At 69.0% G+C, this 16381-nt stretch carries 18 protein-coding genes; 10 read left to right on the forward strand and 8 right to left on the reverse strand.

Annotated elements, in window-relative coordinates:
* Nucleotides 1-369: 369 nt before the first annotated feature.
* Nucleotides 370-1839, reverse strand: a complete 1470-nt coding sequence (locus ACSDR0_RS45795; protein ID WP_435295261.1) for an MDR family MFS transporter — start codon at nucleotides 1837-1839, stop codon at nucleotides 370-372.
* A gap of 469 nt (nucleotides 1840-2308) precedes the next feature.
* On the opposite strand from ACSDR0_RS45795, the gene ACSDR0_RS45800 reads away from it, so the two are divergent.
* The 5 genes from ACSDR0_RS45800 to ACSDR0_RS45820 all read left to right on the forward strand — a co-directional run bounded on the left by ACSDR0_RS45800 (nucleotide 2309) and on the right by ACSDR0_RS45820 (nucleotide 4560).
* Nucleotides 2309-2980 (forward strand): LacI family DNA-binding transcriptional regulator, encoded by a 672-nt coding sequence (locus tag ACSDR0_RS45800; protein ID WP_435295262.1) that lies wholly within the window; start codon nucleotides 2309-2311, stop codon nucleotides 2978-2980.
* Entirely contained in the window at nucleotides 2914-3312 is a 399-nt protein-coding gene (locus ACSDR0_RS45805; RefSeq protein WP_435295263.1) for a substrate-binding domain-containing protein, read from the forward strand. Before ACSDR0_RS45800 ends, ACSDR0_RS45805 begins: the two co-directional genes overlap by 67 nt.
* Nucleotides 3313-3319: 7 nt before the next feature.
* Nucleotides 3320-3757: a serine hydrolase domain-containing protein gene (locus ACSDR0_RS45810; protein WP_435295264.1), complete on the forward strand. Its 438-nt coding sequence runs from the start codon at nucleotides 3320-3322 to the stop codon at nucleotides 3755-3757.
* 173 nt (nucleotides 3758-3930) lie between these two features.
* Nucleotides 3931-4245: a hypothetical protein gene (locus ACSDR0_RS45815; RefSeq protein ID WP_435295265.1), complete on the forward strand. Its 315-nt coding sequence runs from the start codon at nucleotides 3931-3933 to the stop codon at nucleotides 4243-4245.
* Nucleotides 4246-4326: 81 nt separating this feature from the next.
* Nucleotides 4327-4560, forward strand: coding sequence for a hypothetical protein (locus ACSDR0_RS45820; protein ID WP_435295266.1), 234 nt, complete (start codon nucleotides 4327-4329; stop codon nucleotides 4558-4560).
* Between the two features lie 169 nt (nucleotides 4561-4729).
* Here ACSDR0_RS45820 and ACSDR0_RS45825 read toward each other — a convergent pair whose 3' ends face one another.
* On the reverse strand, nucleotides 4730-5470 hold the full coding sequence (locus tag ACSDR0_RS45825; protein WP_435295267.1) for a TetR/AcrR family transcriptional regulator: 741 nt from the start codon (nucleotides 5468-5470) through the stop codon (nucleotides 4730-4732).
* An 88-nt stretch (nucleotides 5471-5558) separates the two neighbouring features.
* Between ACSDR0_RS45825 and ACSDR0_RS45830 the strand changes: the two genes are divergently transcribed.
* Nucleotides 5559-6422 (forward strand): NmrA family NAD(P)-binding protein, encoded by an 864-nt coding sequence (locus ACSDR0_RS45830; protein ID WP_435295268.1) that lies wholly within the window; start codon nucleotides 5559-5561, stop codon nucleotides 6420-6422.
* 67 nt (nucleotides 6423-6489) lie between these two features.
* Here the strand turns inward: ACSDR0_RS45830 and ACSDR0_RS45835 are convergent, their stop codons facing one another.
* Genes ACSDR0_RS45835 through ACSDR0_RS45845 form a run of 3 tightly spaced genes read right to left on the reverse strand, consistent with a single transcriptional unit; the run spans nucleotide 6490 to nucleotide 8005 of the window.
* Complete coding sequence (locus ACSDR0_RS45835) at nucleotides 6490-6807, reverse strand: hypothetical protein (protein ID WP_435295269.1); 318 nt, start codon at nucleotides 6805-6807, stop codon at nucleotides 6490-6492.
* An 8-nt stretch (nucleotides 6808-6815) separates the two neighbouring features.
* Nucleotides 6816-7427 (reverse strand): hypothetical protein, encoded by a 612-nt coding sequence (locus tag ACSDR0_RS45840; protein WP_435295270.1) that lies wholly within the window; start codon nucleotides 7425-7427, stop codon nucleotides 6816-6818.
* A gap of 5 nt (nucleotides 7428-7432) precedes the next feature.
* Nucleotides 7433-8005, reverse strand: coding sequence for an RNA polymerase sigma factor (locus tag ACSDR0_RS45845; protein WP_435295271.1), 573 nt, complete (start codon nucleotides 8003-8005; stop codon nucleotides 7433-7435).
* 15 nt (nucleotides 8006-8020) lie between these two features.
* On the opposite strand from ACSDR0_RS45845, the gene ACSDR0_RS45850 reads away from it, so the two are divergent.
* From ACSDR0_RS45850 to ACSDR0_RS45860, 3 genes are all read left to right on the forward strand, one after another.
* On the forward strand, nucleotides 8021-8716 hold the full coding sequence (locus tag ACSDR0_RS45850; protein ID WP_435295272.1) for a hypothetical protein: 696 nt from the start codon (nucleotides 8021-8023) through the stop codon (nucleotides 8714-8716).
* Nucleotides 8717-8726: 10 nt separating this feature from the next.
* Nucleotides 8727-10787 carry an ATP-binding protein gene (locus ACSDR0_RS45855; RefSeq protein WP_435295273.1) on the forward strand — a complete coding sequence of 687 codons (2061 nt, stop codon included), beginning with the start codon at nucleotides 8727-8729 and terminating at the stop codon, nucleotides 10785-10787.
* A 144-nt stretch (nucleotides 10788-10931) separates the two neighbouring features.
* Nucleotides 10932-11540, forward strand: coding sequence for a ricin-type beta-trefoil lectin domain protein (locus tag ACSDR0_RS45860; protein ID WP_435295274.1), 609 nt, complete (start codon nucleotides 10932-10934; stop codon nucleotides 11538-11540).
* A gap of 788 nt (nucleotides 11541-12328) precedes the next feature.
* On the opposite strand, the gene ACSDR0_RS45865 is transcribed toward ACSDR0_RS45860, so the two are convergent.
* From ACSDR0_RS45865 to ACSDR0_RS45875, 3 genes are all read right to left on the reverse strand, one after another.
* Entirely contained in the window at nucleotides 12329-12715 is a 387-nt protein-coding gene (locus tag ACSDR0_RS45865) for a hypothetical protein (RefSeq protein ID WP_435295275.1), read from the reverse strand.
* A gap of 354 nt (nucleotides 12716-13069) precedes the next feature.
* Nucleotides 13070-14017: a hypothetical protein gene (locus ACSDR0_RS45870; RefSeq protein ID WP_435295276.1), complete on the reverse strand. Its 948-nt coding sequence runs from the start codon at nucleotides 14015-14017 to the stop codon at nucleotides 13070-13072.
* Nucleotides 14018-14182: 165 nt separating this feature from the next.
* Nucleotides 14183-15598, reverse strand: coding sequence for a hypothetical protein (locus ACSDR0_RS45875; RefSeq protein ID WP_435295277.1), 1416 nt, complete (start codon nucleotides 15596-15598; stop codon nucleotides 14183-14185).
* 417 nt (nucleotides 15599-16015) lie between these two features.
* On the opposite strand from ACSDR0_RS45875, the gene ACSDR0_RS45880 reads away from it, so the two are divergent.
* Nucleotides 16016-16381: IS5 family transposase (locus ACSDR0_RS45880; RefSeq protein WP_435295278.1), on the forward strand; the 366-nt coding region annotated here is incomplete at its 3' end.

Here is a 16381-nt window from a genome sequence, read left to right on the forward strand (position 1 = left end):
CATCAAACAGCACGACCGACACGCACCGCACCCGCTGCCCGGATGACCCCCGACGAATTAACGGGCGCGACCACTAGCTCCCGTTCGGGTGGATTCCTGATGTGGGGGTGGCCGATCGGCGGCATCGCTCGCGCTGAGGCTCACCGAGGACGTCCACCAGGCAGCCGGCGAACCCGACCGGGGTGCCATGGAAGCGCCCCGGCCGCCCGAAGCACATCGATGACCACATGATCTGCACCATGTGACCACGGGGCCATCGGTGCCCCCATTCGCGCGATGTCTCCTCATCGACTGCCCCCGTGGGACCGTCATGGTCGCGAATCGCTCGTCGCGGACGGGCTTCGCGCGATCATGCGAACGCCGGCGTCGTCACACCGGTTTCATCGGCCGGGTCCCCTCGATCTCGTCGGCGCTGTCCGCTCGGGCGGGCAGGAGCAGGGCGGTGACGACCACGGCCACGGACAGCACCGCGCCGATGACGAAGGCCAGCCGCATGCCGTCGAGGTTGGCGAGCACCTCCGTGACTCCGGTGGATTTCAGGGCATCGGCTCGCGCGCTCATCACGGTGATCACGAGCGCGGTGCCGATGGCCGCGGCGACCTGTTGCAGCGTGCTCAGGATCGAGCTGGCGTGGGAGTAGAGCGGCGGTGGAACCGCTCCGAGCCCGAGGGTGAACACCGGGGTGAAGGTGGCGGCCAGACCCACCATCAGCAGCGCGTGCAGACCGAGGAGCTGCCAGAACGGCATGGTCATCGTGACCTGGGTGAAGCCGGTGAGCGCGAGCGTGATCCCGATCGCGCCGGGGATGACCAGGATCCGGCCGCCGAACCGGTCGAACAGGCGGCCGACGGTCGGACCGAGCAGCCCCATCGCGAGGCCGCCCGGCATCACGAGGAGCCCGGTCTGCAGGGCGCTGAGCCCGCGGACGTTCTGCAGGTACAGCGGTAGCAGGATCATCGAGCCGAGCATCGACATGAAGGCCACCGACATGAGGATCAGCGCGACCGTGTAGGTGCGGTATCGCAGGGTGCGCAGGTCCAGCAGCGGCACGCCGCGCTTCTGCAACGACAGCTGGCGAACGACGAAGACGGCGATGGCGACCAGGCCGGCCGCCACGATCGCGGCGGCGACGGCGACGTCACCGCCCTCGAACTGGCTGAGCCCGTAGACCAGGCCGCCGAAGCCTGCGGCCGCGGTCACCACGCTCAACCAGTCGATGGTGCTGAACTCGGGCTTTCCGACGTTCTTGAGCTGCTTCAGACCGCGCCATGTGATCACGGCGGCGATGGGGAGCACCACGGCGAACAGCAGCCGCCAGGACCCGAATTGGAGGATCACCCCCGAGACCGTCGGGCCCATGGCGGGCGCGACCGAGATGGCCAGGGAGACGGTGCCCATCACCCGGCCCCGGTCCGTCTCCGGCACCACCTGCATCAGCGTGGTCATCAGCAGCGGCATCATCACGGCCGTCCCGGACGCCTGGATGATGCGGGCGCCCAGCAGCACCTCGAACGTCGGCGCGACGGCGGCCAGCGCCGTGCCGAGCAGGAACAGGCCCATCGCGGTGGTGTACGCGCTGCGGGTGGACACCCGCTGCAGGAACCATCCGGTGATCGGGATGACCGCGGCCATGGTCAGCATGAAGGCGGTCGAGAGCCACTGTGCGGTCTGCTCGGTGATGTGCAGCGCGACCATCAGCCGTGGGATCGCGTTGATCATGATCGTCTCGTTGAGGATGACCACGAATGTGGCGAGCACCAGCAGTCGGATCACGGCCGGGGTGCGACCTGGAACGGCGGTCGCGGGCTTGGCGGGTGAGTCGAGCAGTGGGCTGGACACGGTACCTCAATCAAGGTCGTCGGACATGACGTGGTCGTGGCTGGTGTGCCAGCCCTGGGTCTCGCAAGAAGTTGTGGTCATGCAAAGAATGACGGGCACCACCGACAAAACTCATCGGCCGCCCTCAGCATTCCGGCAAGTGATGCGAAATGTCACCCGGTTTTCACCGCGGACGACGCTCTCCAGATCACGCGAAGGAGCACCCGAACCGCTCTGTGAACTGGGCGAACACCTCGCGCACCACACGCTCCGGAGGCCGGGCCACCACGGTGGCGAGGCCGTCGACATGAGAAGACGTAAAAAGAAGGCCTGCCGGCGGGCCACCGGGTCGTTGCCCCTCGCACCGGCCAGCTCGTGAATGGACGGCGCGAACCCCTCGCACCGGCAGAGGACGAGCGTCGTGTGGCTCGCGTGGTGATCTGACGAAGACCGGCGATCCCCGTTGGAACCGTGTCGGTACAATCCGGCCATGACCTGGCCTGAAGAGCGGTTGTCCGGTCCCGTGTCGCCACAGGCTCTGACTCTGGCCGAGCTGGCCGAGAGGGCGGGTGTCTCGACGGCCACGGTCAGCAAGGTGATCAACGGCCGCACCGAGGTCGCGCCCGACACTCGCGCCCTGGTCGAGGGCATCATCCGCGAGCACGGCTACCGCCGCCAGCGTCAGCGCGTCCGCCCGTCCCGGCTGCTGGAGCTGGTCTTCCACGAGCTCGCGGGCGACTACCCGATCGAGGTCATCAAGGGCGTCCAGGAGGTGGCGCGACGCAACCACGTCGGTGTCGTGGTCTCCGACTGCCAGGGTGACCACATCCCCGGACGTACATGGCTGGAGGACGTGCTGAGTCGCCGTCCGACCGGAGTCATCACCGTGTTCTCCGGGCTGACCGAGTCACAGCGCGGACAGCTCGCGGCCCGCCACGTGCCCGTCGTCATGCTCGATCCGATCGGCATGCCCGGTCCCGGTATCCCGTCGGTCGGCGCGGCCAACTGGAGCGGCGGCCTCGTGGCCACCCGGCCGGCCCGCCGGACGCCATCTCCAGCAGGGCCCGCGTGGACGGCTACCGCGCCGCGCTGGAGATGGCCGATGTGCCCGTCGACCCCGAACTCGTCCGCACGGGCGATTTCCGCATCCGCACCGGGCTGAAGCAGACCAAGGACCTGATGCGCCTGCCCGATCCGCCGACCGCGATCTTCGCCTGCAACGACGGCCAGGCCCTCGGCGCCTACTGGGCCGCCGAGGAACTGAAACTGCGCATACCGGACGACCTCAGCGTGATCGGCTTCGACGACATGCCCGCGATGCGCTGGGCCATCCCGCCGCTCACCACGATCCGGCAGCCGCTCACCGAGATGGGCCAGGCGGCCGCGACCATGCTGCTGGCCCTGGCCGAAGGCGAGCAGCCGGCCCAGACCCGGGTGGAACTGGGCACCGAGCTCATCGTCCGGGGCAGTACCGCACCGGTACGACTGCCATAGCCCCGACATGGCCGAGCCCCGCGCCGGGAAGATCACTGTGCGGGAGTTGCTCCAGCAGACCTCGGGGATGAGCGACCAGACCTTTCCCGAACTGACGCTGCCCGCGCCGGACACCCTCAAGGACGCCGTCGCGATGCTGCGGACCGCCCCGCTCGCCACCGACCCGGGCACCAAAATGATCTACCACAACCCCAACTACGCTCTCGCGGCGCGGTTGGTCGAGGTGGTGGCCGGGGTGCCGTTCGCCGACCATATGACCGCCACCGTGTTCGGTCCGCTCGGCATGACGTCCACCAGGACAGTGAACACCACCCTGGACCTCCCCGGCGCGGGCGAGGGTCACATCCGCGCCTACGGTCAGGTCATCAAGCGTTCCCATCCGAAGTGGTTCGTCAATGGCGCCTACGGTGTCGTCAGTACCGCCGACGACATGGCAAGTGGCTGATCACGCAGAACGGCGCCGGCCATGTCCTCCCCGAGGAGACCGTCAAGATTGCCCAGACCGCGTCCGGCGTGGGCGGCAGCGATTACGGCATGGGATGGAAGACCGAGAAGACCGCCGGGGGAGCGCCCCGGCTCCAGCACACCGGCTGGCTGCTCACCCACAACTAGACCCTTTTGCCCGCAGGCGGATACGGCATCGCCCTCGTCACCAACACCGGGATGATCTCCGGTGACGACGCGGTCGTCATCACCGACGGCCTGATCGACATCATCGAGGGCCGCCCCGACGCGGGCGCCGTACCCTTCACCATGACCGCGGACCTCTGGCTGGGCGGCCTGACGCTGCTCAACCTCGGGCTCGGCTTCCTGGGGTCTGCCGTGCCCGCGGCTGGGCCCGCCGCCGTGCGGACCGCCCCGTGTGGCGCCCGATCGTACGGCTGGCCCCCTACGCGCTGCCGATCGCGCTCTTCGCCGGCCTCGCCGATCTGATCGGCTTCATGCTGCGCCGGGTGGGCACGCTGGACCAGATCACCTACGTCTGGCTCGCGCTGTACATCTGGGCCGGCACCGGTGCGCTTGGCCTCCGCCGCCGTGGTCGCCTCCCGCCTCGTCCACACCGTCCTCGCCCGCCGCGCGGGCGCCTCCGCCCCGCTCCCGGACGGCCCGCCGGACAACGCCCCGCCCACGCCCGCGGGTGAGGACTGCGTGTACTACAACACGAGAACGGCCTCGGCCGACGCCTACCGGTTGTGCTTCGCCCACGAGCGGCTCGCCTCCAAGGCGATCGTGGGAGGTTCGCGGTGACCCGATCGCCGCGTCGGCACCGGCACCCGGCGAATATCACTCCGCCCCCTGGCCTGTCCGCCGTCGAAGCGACGCGAGGTGGCCCGTATGACCCTCACGACGACCGACCACGTTTCCCGGTGAGCCGGAGGGTGAGGCGTTCCGGGCCGGACAGCGCCTGATCGCGGTCTCAGCCGGGTCCGGCCGCGGCACCAGGGGTGGTCGAGCCGTCGCCGACTCGATCCAGCCACTCCGACAGCAGGGCGCGCTCGGTCTCGGTGAGCATCGTCAGCTCCGGTGCGACGGCCCGGAACGCGACAGCGGCCGCGGCCGCGCTGCCCGCGGGAAGCGTCGGCACGTCGGTGAGGATCGATCGCGTCACCGCCTCGTACATCGCGTCGGCGAGGTCGAGGTCCCGGTGCTCGGGCGGGGTGGCGAGCAAGGTGAGCACGGCGCCGGTGCCGGCGGCGTGGATGAGCTCGACGGCGCGCCTTTCCGGGACCCGAAGCCGGCCGATCGCCGCGACGCGGTGCACCCGGGCGCGCAGAACCTCCAGGCCGGCGGCCGCCGCCGGTGAACCAGGCCCGCGGCCGGGGTCGACGAGAAGACCGAACAGCGCCGCGTTGGCGAGGCCGAAGCCGATATGCGTGTCCCACCCCGCCCGCAGGTCCGCGACCGGGTCGCCGCTGTCCTTGGCGAGGGTCTTCCCGGCGACGTAGGTGGCGAAGACGTGTTCGGCGACGGCGTCGAGCAGCGCGTCCTTGTCCTCGAAGAACCGGTAGATGGTCGGCGCCTGCATGCCGGCCGCCTGCGCGACCGCGCGGGTGGTGACCGCGCCCGCGCCGTGCTCGCGCAGGAGCCGCGCCGCGCACTCCACGATGTTCGCTCGCGTCCTGTGCCTGCCGGCGCCATCCGGTTTAACCTCTGCCACATTTCCAACGGTAGCGCATTCCCACTATCCTTGTTGCTAACGTTGATAGCAGATTCATCATTCCAACGTTATCAGGAGGGGACAGATCATGATCATCATTACCGGCGGTACCGGCCGGCTCGGCTCCCAGATCGTTGACCGGCTGCTCGATCGGGTCTCGGCGGACCGGGTCGGCGTGAGCGTCCGCGACCCCGACCGCGCCGGCGACCTGGCCGCACGCGGGGTACGCGTGCGACGCGGCGACTTCACCGACCCCGGCTCCCTCGCCGACGCGTTCGAGGGCGCGACGCAGGTGCTCATCGTCTCGACCGACCGGGCAGGCGAGGTAGCGGTCGCCCAGCACACCGCGGCGATCGACGCCGCTCGCGACGCCGGCGCCAAGCGCATCCTCTACACCAGCCACCAGGGTGCCGCCGAGGATTCGGTTTTCGCGCCGATGCCCGACCATGCCGCCACCGAGCGCTACCTGTCGAAGACGGGCACACCGTTCACGGCGCTGCGGAACGGGTTCTACGCCGACACCGTCCGGCACCTACTCGGCCGGGCGCTGGAAACCGGCGAACTCGTCGCACCGGCCGACGGGCCCGTGACCTGGACCACGCACGCCGACCTCGCCGAAGCGGCAGCGATCATCCTCGCCGACGAGGGCAGGTTCGATGGTCCGACCCCGCCGCTGACCGCACCGGACGCGCTCGACCTCGAAGACATCGCCGGCATCGTCACCGAACTCACCGGACGCACCATCCGCCGAGTCGTCGCCGACGACACGGCGTGGACGGCCACGATGATCGGCCACGGCGTACCCGCGGATCAGGCGAACATGCTGCTCGGCATGTTCCACGCCGCACGCCGCGGGGAGTTCTCCACCACCGGACCGGAGCTCGAAAATCTCCTCCGGCGCACGGCCACGCCGGTCCGTTCGATGTTGGAGGGACTCACCACCCAGCCGTGAACTCTCCTCCTCGATGCGGCCGCCCTGCAGTGCGGCCACATCGCGCTCATCCCGGACCGGTGCCGGTTCAGCCCTGGGCGGGACCGGGCTCCGGTCGCGAGACCACTTCGGGCAGCTCGTCGGTCCACTCGGCCACGCGGACCGTGCGCGTCCCTTCCTTGTACGCAGTCTTGTCCTCGTTGCTGCTGCGGTAGCTGGAGGCGAGGACCTGCGAGGTCACCGGGTCGATGATGACCGACAGGTCGAGGCCGGGGCTGGACATCCGCAGGCCCTCACCGGAACGGCCCAGAACGTCTTCCACGGTGCCGACGCTCTTGATGGTCGGCATCGCGGCCAGAGCGCGGAAGGCCGCGGCTCGGACCTCAGGCTGGACCGAGTCGGACAACAGGCCGATCAGGGATTGCGCGGTGGCATGCTCAGCGACCGGATGACCAGGTCACCGCTGGTGTTGGTCAGCTTGTCAGCGATCCACGCCTTCAGCGCGGCCGGGTCGGCCGGGAGCTTCTGAAGTTGGGCGAAGCTCACCTCTTCGTCGGCGATCACGAAAACCGTCGGGTCCGCCTTGAAAACGGTGTTCCCTGAGCGCGATGCGAGCCAGGTCCGCCCGTCGGGCCGGACCCAGCTTTCCGACGAGGTCTTCGGAAACGCCCGGCCGACGCTCGATGCGGTGAAGTCGGTCTTGGTATGCCAGTAGGTGCCGGAAGCCGACTTGGTCTCGGCGGTCGACGCGGCCGCGAGCAGGATCTGCTGCCCGGACATCTCGACCGCCACCACCGGCGGGCTGTCGGGCGTGCTGATCGGTGCCGGCGAGCCGGTCACGGCGATCGCCACCGCCACAGCCGCGCCGGCGACGGTGGTGAGACCCATCACGCCGGTCAGCCAGGTGACGTTCCCGCGCCCTGGCCGCCGCTGGGCACTCTGGAGCCGGCGGCGCCCCTCGCGGACGGCCTCGTCGGACGGATCCGGCTTGGCCAGCATCGTACTGATCATCTGCAGGTCGTTCATCTCGTTCATCGTTCGAGTCCCTCCAGTAGGGCGCGGATCTTCTTGCGGGCCCGGCTGAGCCGGGAACCGACGGTGCCGTACGAGATCCCCAGGGGCTGCGCGATCTCTTCGTGGCTGAGCCGGCTGAGCGCCATCAGCAGCAGGACGTCTCGCTCGCCCCGGGTCAATCTCGTGAGTGCCTTCGCGAGCTGGGGCTGCAATCGTTGAGCGGAGGCCGAGGTGACGACCTGGCTCTCGTGGCTGTCGGCGTCCGGCTCGACCCCCGCGCGAGCCAGAGCCCGATAGTGCCGGACCTCCTGCTTGCGATGCCGCGCCACGAGGTTGGTGGCGATCCCGAACAGCCACGGCCGCAAGCCGCCGCGTTCGGGATCGAACCTGTCTCTCCTGCGGAATGCGATGAGGAAGGTCTCAGCGGCGAGGTCATCGGCGACCTGAACGTCCAGCCGTCCGGCGACGTACCGGTAGATGTCCCGGAAGTGCCGGTTGTAGACGACGGAAAACAGGTCTGGATTCCGGCGTGCCTGTGCGATGAGCTGCGCGTCTGTCAGTTCCCCGTCCACGCCTGTATCAGCGGTCAAGTCTTCGTCTCCGTCATGGGGCGCCTCTCGGTCTCGGTCAGCGGTCACCGGTACTTCTCCGAATCGCCCGATCGCTTTCCCCGCCGGGCCGGCCGCATCCTCGACGTCCTCTTCGAGGGCGGTGTGCGCGTGCCGGGCGAGGAGCAGCCGGTACCGCTCGCCCGCCTCGACAGCCCCGGCCTGCCCGCGAGCGGTATCGGCGCCCACACCTCCCTGTGGGGCACCCACACCCGCACCCGCGCCGTACATCACCGCCCGGATCCGCCCGCACGTCGACGGTCTGACCGTCACGGCGCCGACGGAACTCGCGCCGGGCTCCTCGGCGAAGATCACCGCGACCATCACCCAGGGCGGCCGCCGGATCCCGGTGGCCTACCCGGTGAGCGCCGACCGGAGCGCGGGCCCGAACGTTCACATCGGCGCCGATCCGCCCTGACACCGTCCTGTGCCGGCACCGGGAACGGAAAGATCCGCAGAGCGCCGCGCTCGTCGCGGCACGAGATGAACGCGGCAGCGGCCCTCTTCAGGCTCCGTCTGGTCACCACGGCCGAGAAGCCCGACGAGCCGGCGTCGCTCGCGCCGGAGCTCACCGAAGAGGTCCACCTGGCAGCCGACGAGCCGGATCGAACCGGCTGCGGCCGAAAAGCGCGCCACGCGCGAGCGGGAAATTACGCATATGTTATTCAAAGTATGGGGTCCACCGAAAGCTAGAGTTGTCCCCATGTCTTTGGGGGCTGATGAGAAGTTCGCGCTGCTGGGACCGCAGCTGCAGGACGCACGCAGGCGGGCTTTCGTCGGGCGGGAGGAGGAGCTGGCGACCTTCCGCTCGGCCCTGTACGACGGCGGTCCCAGCGTGCTCTACGTCCACGGTCCGGGCGGCATCGGAAAGTCCACCCTGCTGCGGCGCTTCGCGCAGGAGGCGGCGGCGGCCGGGCGGCTCGTGGTGGATGTTGACGGACGTACGCTCGACCCCTCGCCGGCGGCGTTCGAAGCCGAGGCCGCTCCGGTGCTCCACGATGAGCGGGCGGTTCTCCTGATCGACACCTTCGAGCGGTGTCAGGGGCTGGAGGGCTGGCTGCGGGAGCGGTTCCTGCCCCGGGTGCCGGCCGAGGCGCTCGTCGTCGTGGCCGGTCGGAACCCGCCCGACACGCAGTGGGAGATCGACTCCGGCTGGGCGAAGGCACTGACGGTGATCTCGCTGCGTGATCTTCCGCTCCGGGACGCCAAAGCGCTGATGGACGCCCGCGGCGTGGCATCCGAGTTACACGAGCCGCTGCTCGCCTTCGCAGGCGGACACCCGCTGGCACTGTCGCTCGGCGCGGCGGTGGCGGTCAAGGACCACAAGGCGAGCATGAAGTGGGCCCCGAGCCAGAACGTCATGGCGACGCTGCTGGACCAGCTGGTCGGCGAGGTCCCGTCACCGGTTCACCGGCACGCGCTGGAGATCTGTGCTCACGCTTACATGACGACCGAGGAGCTGCTGCGCGCGGCCCTGCCGGACGACGCCGGGCCGTTGTTCGCCTGGCTTCGGCGGCTGCCGTTCGTCGAGTCGAGCAGCCTCGGGCTGTTCCCGCACGATGTGGTCCGCGAGGCGTTGGAGGCGGACCTGCGCTGGCGGGATCCGCAGGGGTACAGAGCGATGCACCGGCTCATCCACACCCATCTCGCCACGCAGGTACGCTCCGCCCCCGACCCGGACGTGCTCACGGCCGTCGGGTCGCTGTTCTTCCTGAATCGCGACAGCGGATCGACGGCCGACTTCCACAGCTGGCGTGGGGAGGGCGAGGTCCAGGAGGATCTCTTCCGGCCCGCGGACGCCGGTGCGCTGGAACATCTCGCGGCCGTCGCGGAGAACGCGCAGTCGATGGCCGGCGCCGCCTTCTGGATGGCCAGGCAGCCGGAGGCCTTCCGCGTGTACCGGTGGACGGAGACCGGCGAGCCGGTGGCGTTCTGCGCCTGGTTGCGGCTGGAGAGACCCGACGAGGAGGAGATCACCGCCGACCCGATCACCGCGGCGGCCTGGGCGCACTGCCGCGCCACGGCCCCGCTGCGCATCGGCGAGCACCTCGCCGTCGGCCGGACGTGGGTTCTGCCGCCCTACCGCGGCATGTCGCCGGTGATGGACCTCATCCAGTGGCGGGCCATTGGTTACTCCCTGCGTGCGGACCGCATGGCATGGTCGTACATGGCCATGCGAGATCCGGACTCTTATCTCGACTACCTGCAGCACTACGACATGCACGAGATCGCCGAACGTCCGCGGCTCGGCGAGGAGCCCTACGGCCTGTTCGCCCACGACTGGCGAGCGGTTCCGGCGGATGCGTGGCTGGATCGGCTGAACCGGCTGTTGCTGTCCGGGCCGCCGGAACACCAGACCATCCAGGCGGCCGAGCTCACGGTGCTGTCGCAACCGGAGTTCACCGACGCGATACGCAAGGCGCTGCGCCACCTGACCCGGCCGGGCGTGCTGGCCGACAACCCGCTCATCCGCAGCAGGCTCGTCACCCGGCATGCCACCTCGGATCCGGCCGCAGCACTGCGAGAGGTGCTGGAACAGGCGGTCGAGACCCTACGGGACGACCCCCGCGCGACCAAGTTCCACCAGGTCCTGTCTCTGACGTTTCTCCACGGCGCGCCCACCCAGGAGATCGCCGCCGAACGGCTCGGACTGCCGCTCACCACCTACCGTCGCCACCTGGTCGCGGGCATCGAGCGGGTGTGTGAAGACCTGTGGCATCGCGAGCTGTACGGCACGGGCGAGCCGACCGGCCCTCAGGCATGATCTGCGCGGTGAACGGAAACTGGACGATCATCGACCTGGAAAACGGTTGACGGGGCGTCCCATGCTGGGACGCACAACGTCGACGGCCGGCGAGGCCCACCGGGCCCGCGCCTGCCGCGACCGATTCCACCAGGGAGAACACCGATGAGCACTTCCGAGCGATCCGGCGCCGACCGCCACTCGTGGCAGCGCCTGACGGGTCGCGCGGTACTGGCCGCGGCGACCGTGGTACTGGCCACCACCGCGGTGGCGGGCTCCGCCGGCACGGCGGTCGCCAGCTCCGCCACAGGAACCACCGCGCTGCGGCCGACCGCCGCACAGACCACGGTCCTAGACGCGCCCGTCGGCACGATCAGGATCACCAACGCCAACCAGAGCCTGACGGCCGGTGTCGTCAACTCCAACAACAGGGGCAACGTCTTCACCACCATCGGCGGCAACCAGCAGACGGTTCAGCAGTGGAATCACATCAACGGCGGCAAGCTCGTCAGCCGGGGGCGCAGCCAGGGCACGACCCGCTGCCTGGAGACCAGCAGTGGCGGGAGCGTCTTCATCGCCCCGTGTGTCGCCGGTAAGTCCTCCCAGAGGTGGTCGTTCAAGGAGGCCGGCAAGCAGTTCAGGATCCAGAACTTCCAGACCAAGAAGTGCCTCAAGATCGGTTCCATCACTCCCCAGCAGACCGCCCCGGTCTCCAGCGTTGAATGCAAGGCCGAGGCCGCGCAGACCTGGTTCGCCACCCAGGTCGACTTCTAAGCAGGTTCACGCGGGTCGCCTGGTCGGGTAGCCCCGAGTGCTCCCGATCGGTCAGGCACGCCGAGCAGGGAGACATCCGGCAGGCGGCGTGGGAGCCCACCTGCGGGTGGCCGTAGTTGTAGTGCCGGGGGGTGACCTGGGGGGACCTGGTAATTCCTGGACGTCGATGAGCGGTACCCCGGCGTCCGGCGTCACGGTGGCGGCCCACTCGACATGAGGAATCGGCTTCTTGAGAGTCGATCCCGGCAGGGACGGCCGGGATCGGCGCCGTGGTGGCGCCGCCGTCGGTCGAGAGCCGTGCCGGTCGGCGGGTCGCTCCCCGTGCCTCGTTGAGCGGCCGCCGGGGGTCTCGTGCATCTCAGGCTCGTCGTCGAGGTGGAGGGTTCGGCGGATGAAAGCCTGTCCTCCGGCTTCCCGAGCTCCGCGAGCTCCGCGAGCTCCGCGGCCGATAGCCACACAGGAACCCGAATTACGGCGTTGACCTGGGAAAACGCGAGTATGGCCGTGAGGGGTCGTGTGCCTGCACCCTCCACGGCCTCTTTCCGGTCCGGCGCTGCCGGGTCCTGCGCTCCGCGAGATCGGCATCCTCACCGAGTACCCGGACGGGTCCCGCCCGCATCATGCCTGAAGCAGCGAAGCGGCATCGTGTTGTCCGTCCTGCCCGGCCCGAGCAAGACCGAGAAGAAGCGTCAGCACGTGGCATGGGGCGTCGACGAGGCCCGGAGGTTCCTCGAACACCCGCGGGCGGAGGATGCTCCGGGGAGATCTTCGTGGTAAATCTCGCGGACTCACAACCCGGGAAGCTCGTGCGCGTCGGGATAGAGCACGGTGATCTTCTCCAACAGCTCAGGGCTGTCTGCCCGCACGTGCCAGTAGCCGCTGTCGAAGGCTCGGATCCTCACCTCCGGCACCGACGAACTGTCGGCGTAACCCACGAGCTCTCCATCGATGAGCTGGCAGTCCCCGCCGAACAGGTCGATGAGATGACTCGTGGTCACCAGCGAGTTCGCCGTGGCCTCGGTGATCTCATCAGTCTTCGGAGAGACGAGCCAGTCGATGATCAATTGCCAGCGATGGCCCTCGATCAAGGCGCCAAGGGAAGTGAGGACCTCCGCCAGGCCGACATAGTGCCCTCCTCGCCAAGCCGCGAACGAGAGGACGCGGGTCCCGGTCACACGCTTTCCCCCCTCGGCGGCGGACGCCTCACACGGAGCGGACCCAAGGCGCTCGATCAGTAGCGGGCCGCGCCCTTCGTGGATCAAGCGAGCGGCGGGCAAGGCGCCCAGGAGGCCGGTTGCGCCGGCTCCCAATGGATCGCCACGAGCCCGCCCGGCCTTGCCGTCTCCATACGCCTGCCATCTCGCATCCCACCTGCCCATGGCATCGCAGGTCCCGCAGCCGGCGCAGGGCGACATTTCCGACCACCCGCTGACACGGTACGACCTTCGGCAGGAGGCATACGCCTTCAAGAACCACGATCATCCACCCCAAAAGGGCGGAGCGCCTCAAGCCCTCACCCAGGTCAACGGTCATTCACGCTTCTCCCTCTCCCGGATGACCTCCATCGGGTCGTCGAACTCGGGGAGGCCGCCTGCCGGGCCATCGACTTTGACGAATTTCCGCGGTGCCTTGACAGTGACGCCGGAATGCCAGGAGAGGAACTCGGTCGTCGCCGATCCTTCGACCCGCTTCGGCTGGATGGGCCGGCCGGCGATCCAGGTGTCCCACATAGAGCTGATCCTCAGCGGCCTGCCGTCCATGCCGGTCGTCAGCCACCACGTCACCGTGGCTTTGGCGAGGACGGCATCGAGTTCTGATCCGATGGTCGCCCGGAAGGTGGGCGACGCGGCGTAGAGGTCGGCGAAGGTGAGCGTCCCGCCATAGACCATGACGTGCCTGTGCCCGGGGGCACCGCCCAGCCGGCCCACCCACCGCTTCTTGCTGTCGGTGTCGGACAGCAGCCGCTGCAGCGTCTTCGGTTCGAAGACGTTGATGATCTGGTCGCTGAAGGCTCCTCCGCTGTGCACCGGGCCGCGCAGCGCCCAGCCATGCCCCTTCGTGTAGAGAGGTCCGGTGGTGTAGAGCTTGCCGTTCGCCGCCACGGAACGGTGTGTCCGCCTTTGGAGATGGAGGCTCCGGCCAACGGGATCACCCTTGCTGACCAGGTCTTTCAGGATGACGATGGAGTCGTCTCGCGTGAAGACCACACGCCTGGTGAGGTCGGAGGCGACGACTCCCTTGCGCCCGAGCTGGATCGAGCCCGCGCGCTTGATGTCGTACTGGAACCATTTGGCGGTGTTGTTGACCACCCGCGAGAGCGAACCGGGGCTGATGTTGCCCACCTCGGTCACCTTGGCGGTGAACTGGCCGGCCATCAGCCGCTTCACTGCCGCCACCGGATCCACGCTCTCCGCCTTCGCGGCGGTTGGCGCCAGCAGGGCACAGGCCAATGCCGCGAATACCAGTGAGCTCCTCATGCACAAGATCTTGGCACTCATGGCGCGTAAAGATCTACCCGGGTTTCCAGCTCGTTCGGCATCGCGGCCAACCCGAACTCGAAGACCCCTGTCGCCGCCTTCCCGGCGATTCTGGACCCCAGCCGCGGATAGGGCGTGCTCCTCGATCTACTCTCGGCGTGAGGGTCACCAGGCCTCGACGTAGGGCGCCTGCTCTCCGGGAACGATCCGGCTGGCGCCCGATTCGACGTCGATGCGCAGCAACTGGGAGGCGGCGCCCCCGCACGGCGGCAGTCCTGCCAGCGGTGACCTGTCCATCTCCTCGGCCTCGCGATCGACGCCGACCAGCAGGTGGCGGCCGGTCGGGGCGGGCTTCAGGGACTCGATGTGGCCGCAGTCCAGGTCGAGGAGCCTCCTGACCATCCGCGTCCCCTCGTGCAGGACGAGCGTGCGGGTCGGCCAGCCGAGCGCGCGAACCTGCCGCCCGCCGGGTAGGGCCAGGAGCGGCCGGGAGAACTCGTGCTCCGCGGGAGCGGCGACGTTCTGGACCTCACCCGTCTCCACGTCGAGGGTGGCCAGGGTGTTCCCCGGAGTACTGTGCTCGGGGAGCGCGAGCTTTCGGGTGTCCAGCCACTGGAGGCCGTAGCCGCTGACGGGCCACTCACGCTCCAGGGTGCCCACGAACCTCCCTTCGTCGGTGGACCGCCCGTAGGCGATGCGACCCTCGGACGACAAGGCCAGGCCGATGGCCGTGCCCCTGATCGCGGGGGTGAGCCGCTCGCCTACCGTGACGCGGCCGTCCGCGCCCATGGTCAGCCGATAGAGGCGAAAATGACGGCCTGACCGGTTGCTGATCGCGGCCACGTAGTGGCCCGGCTTGGTGTCGGCGGCGATATGGGCGTAGTCGCCGTAGGCACGTGTCGCCTCGGGCAACTGGTCCACCAGTTCCCCGGACTCCAGATCGAGCACGTACGGGAAGAACTCCCTGATCAAGGCATAACGCGGGGTACCGTCCGCGTTGGCGGGCAGGCCGATCAGCGCACCGGGCAGCAGGACGGCCAGCACGACGGCCGTCGCCGCGATCCCCGTGTCGCGCAGGTCGGTCAAGCGCGGCCGAACACCCACGCTGGCGATCCCGGCCAGCAGGACCATGGCGGCAGGAGAGAGCAACCAGGCCAGGATCATGCGCGGCACCGACAAGGGCGGCGGCGTCAGCTGCGCCTCAAGGCATTCTCGCCACCACAGGGGCGGCTCGGGAGACAGCCGCTCCCCGGCCTCGATCAGCGCGACGGGCAGCAGGGCGAACGTCAGCCCTAGCGCGGCGGGGCGCAAGGGTGCCGTCCGTCTCGGCAGGGCGGCGTCGGCCCGTGCGCGCGACCGGAGCGCCCAGAGGGCGGCCAGCGCCAACAGGATGGGCTGGAGCACACTGAGCAGCGCGCCGATTACTTCTGCCGCCACGACTGCGGGGTGGGGCGGAGACATCTCCAGCGGCACACCACTCATGCAGACGACCGTCTGCCGCTCGGCGAACAGGGGATCGGCGAACAGCTCCCACAGCGACAACGTGACCGCCACCGACCAGAAAAACCACACTGCGCGCATCGGACGACTTTCCAGGCGGTTTACAGAGGGCCGGGGCAGCTTAGCGTCTGCCGCAACGTAAAGATCAACTCCGCGTTACGGTCTGGTGATCGGCCCACGATGTGGCACTCCATGGCGCCTGACCCGGCGACTTGATCTTCCCCTCGATGCTCGGCCACCCGTCCGCCCCTGGCACCTTCTGACCGCCCTGGCCAGCGCTGGAGATTACGTCCACGGAGGTGTGGACGTAGCCGAAGTGAGTCCGTGTGCGGGGACGTTGCTGTCAGCGCTGTCACCGCTCCGCCAGGAACCGCTGGACACAATCGCCCACATGGACCGACCGACGAAGGCCTTCCAAGATGCTCCTAGAGCCTGTACGGAGTTGAGATCAGAGGGATTCGTCTGCGCGGTGCTCTGCCGTCCTGGTAGGCCATCGCTATGGCGCGTGGAGACCTCACCGATGACGAATGGTCCTTGATCGATCCTCACCTGCCCCTGGGGGAACGCGGCCCGATCCCGGACCTGCGACAGCAGTTCAACGGTGTGATGTGGCGGTTTCGCACCGGCAGCCCATGGCGGGATCTGCCCGAGGAATACGGGCCGTGGTCCACCGTCTATGACCGCTTCCGGTCCTGGGCGGCCACGGGCGTCTTCGAGGAGCTGATGCAGGCGATGATCGCCAAGGCCGCTGCCCGCGGGCAGGCCGACCTCGACCTGGTCAGCGTGGACTCCACCACGGTCCGCGCCCACCACCACGCCGCCGGGATGGTCATGGACCCTGAGTTGCTGGAGGCGTTGGAGAAG

The organism is Streptosporangium sp. G11 (assembly GCF_051192615.1).
Classification (GTDB): Bacteria; Actinomycetota; Actinomycetes; order Streptosporangiales; family Streptosporangiaceae; genus Streptosporangium.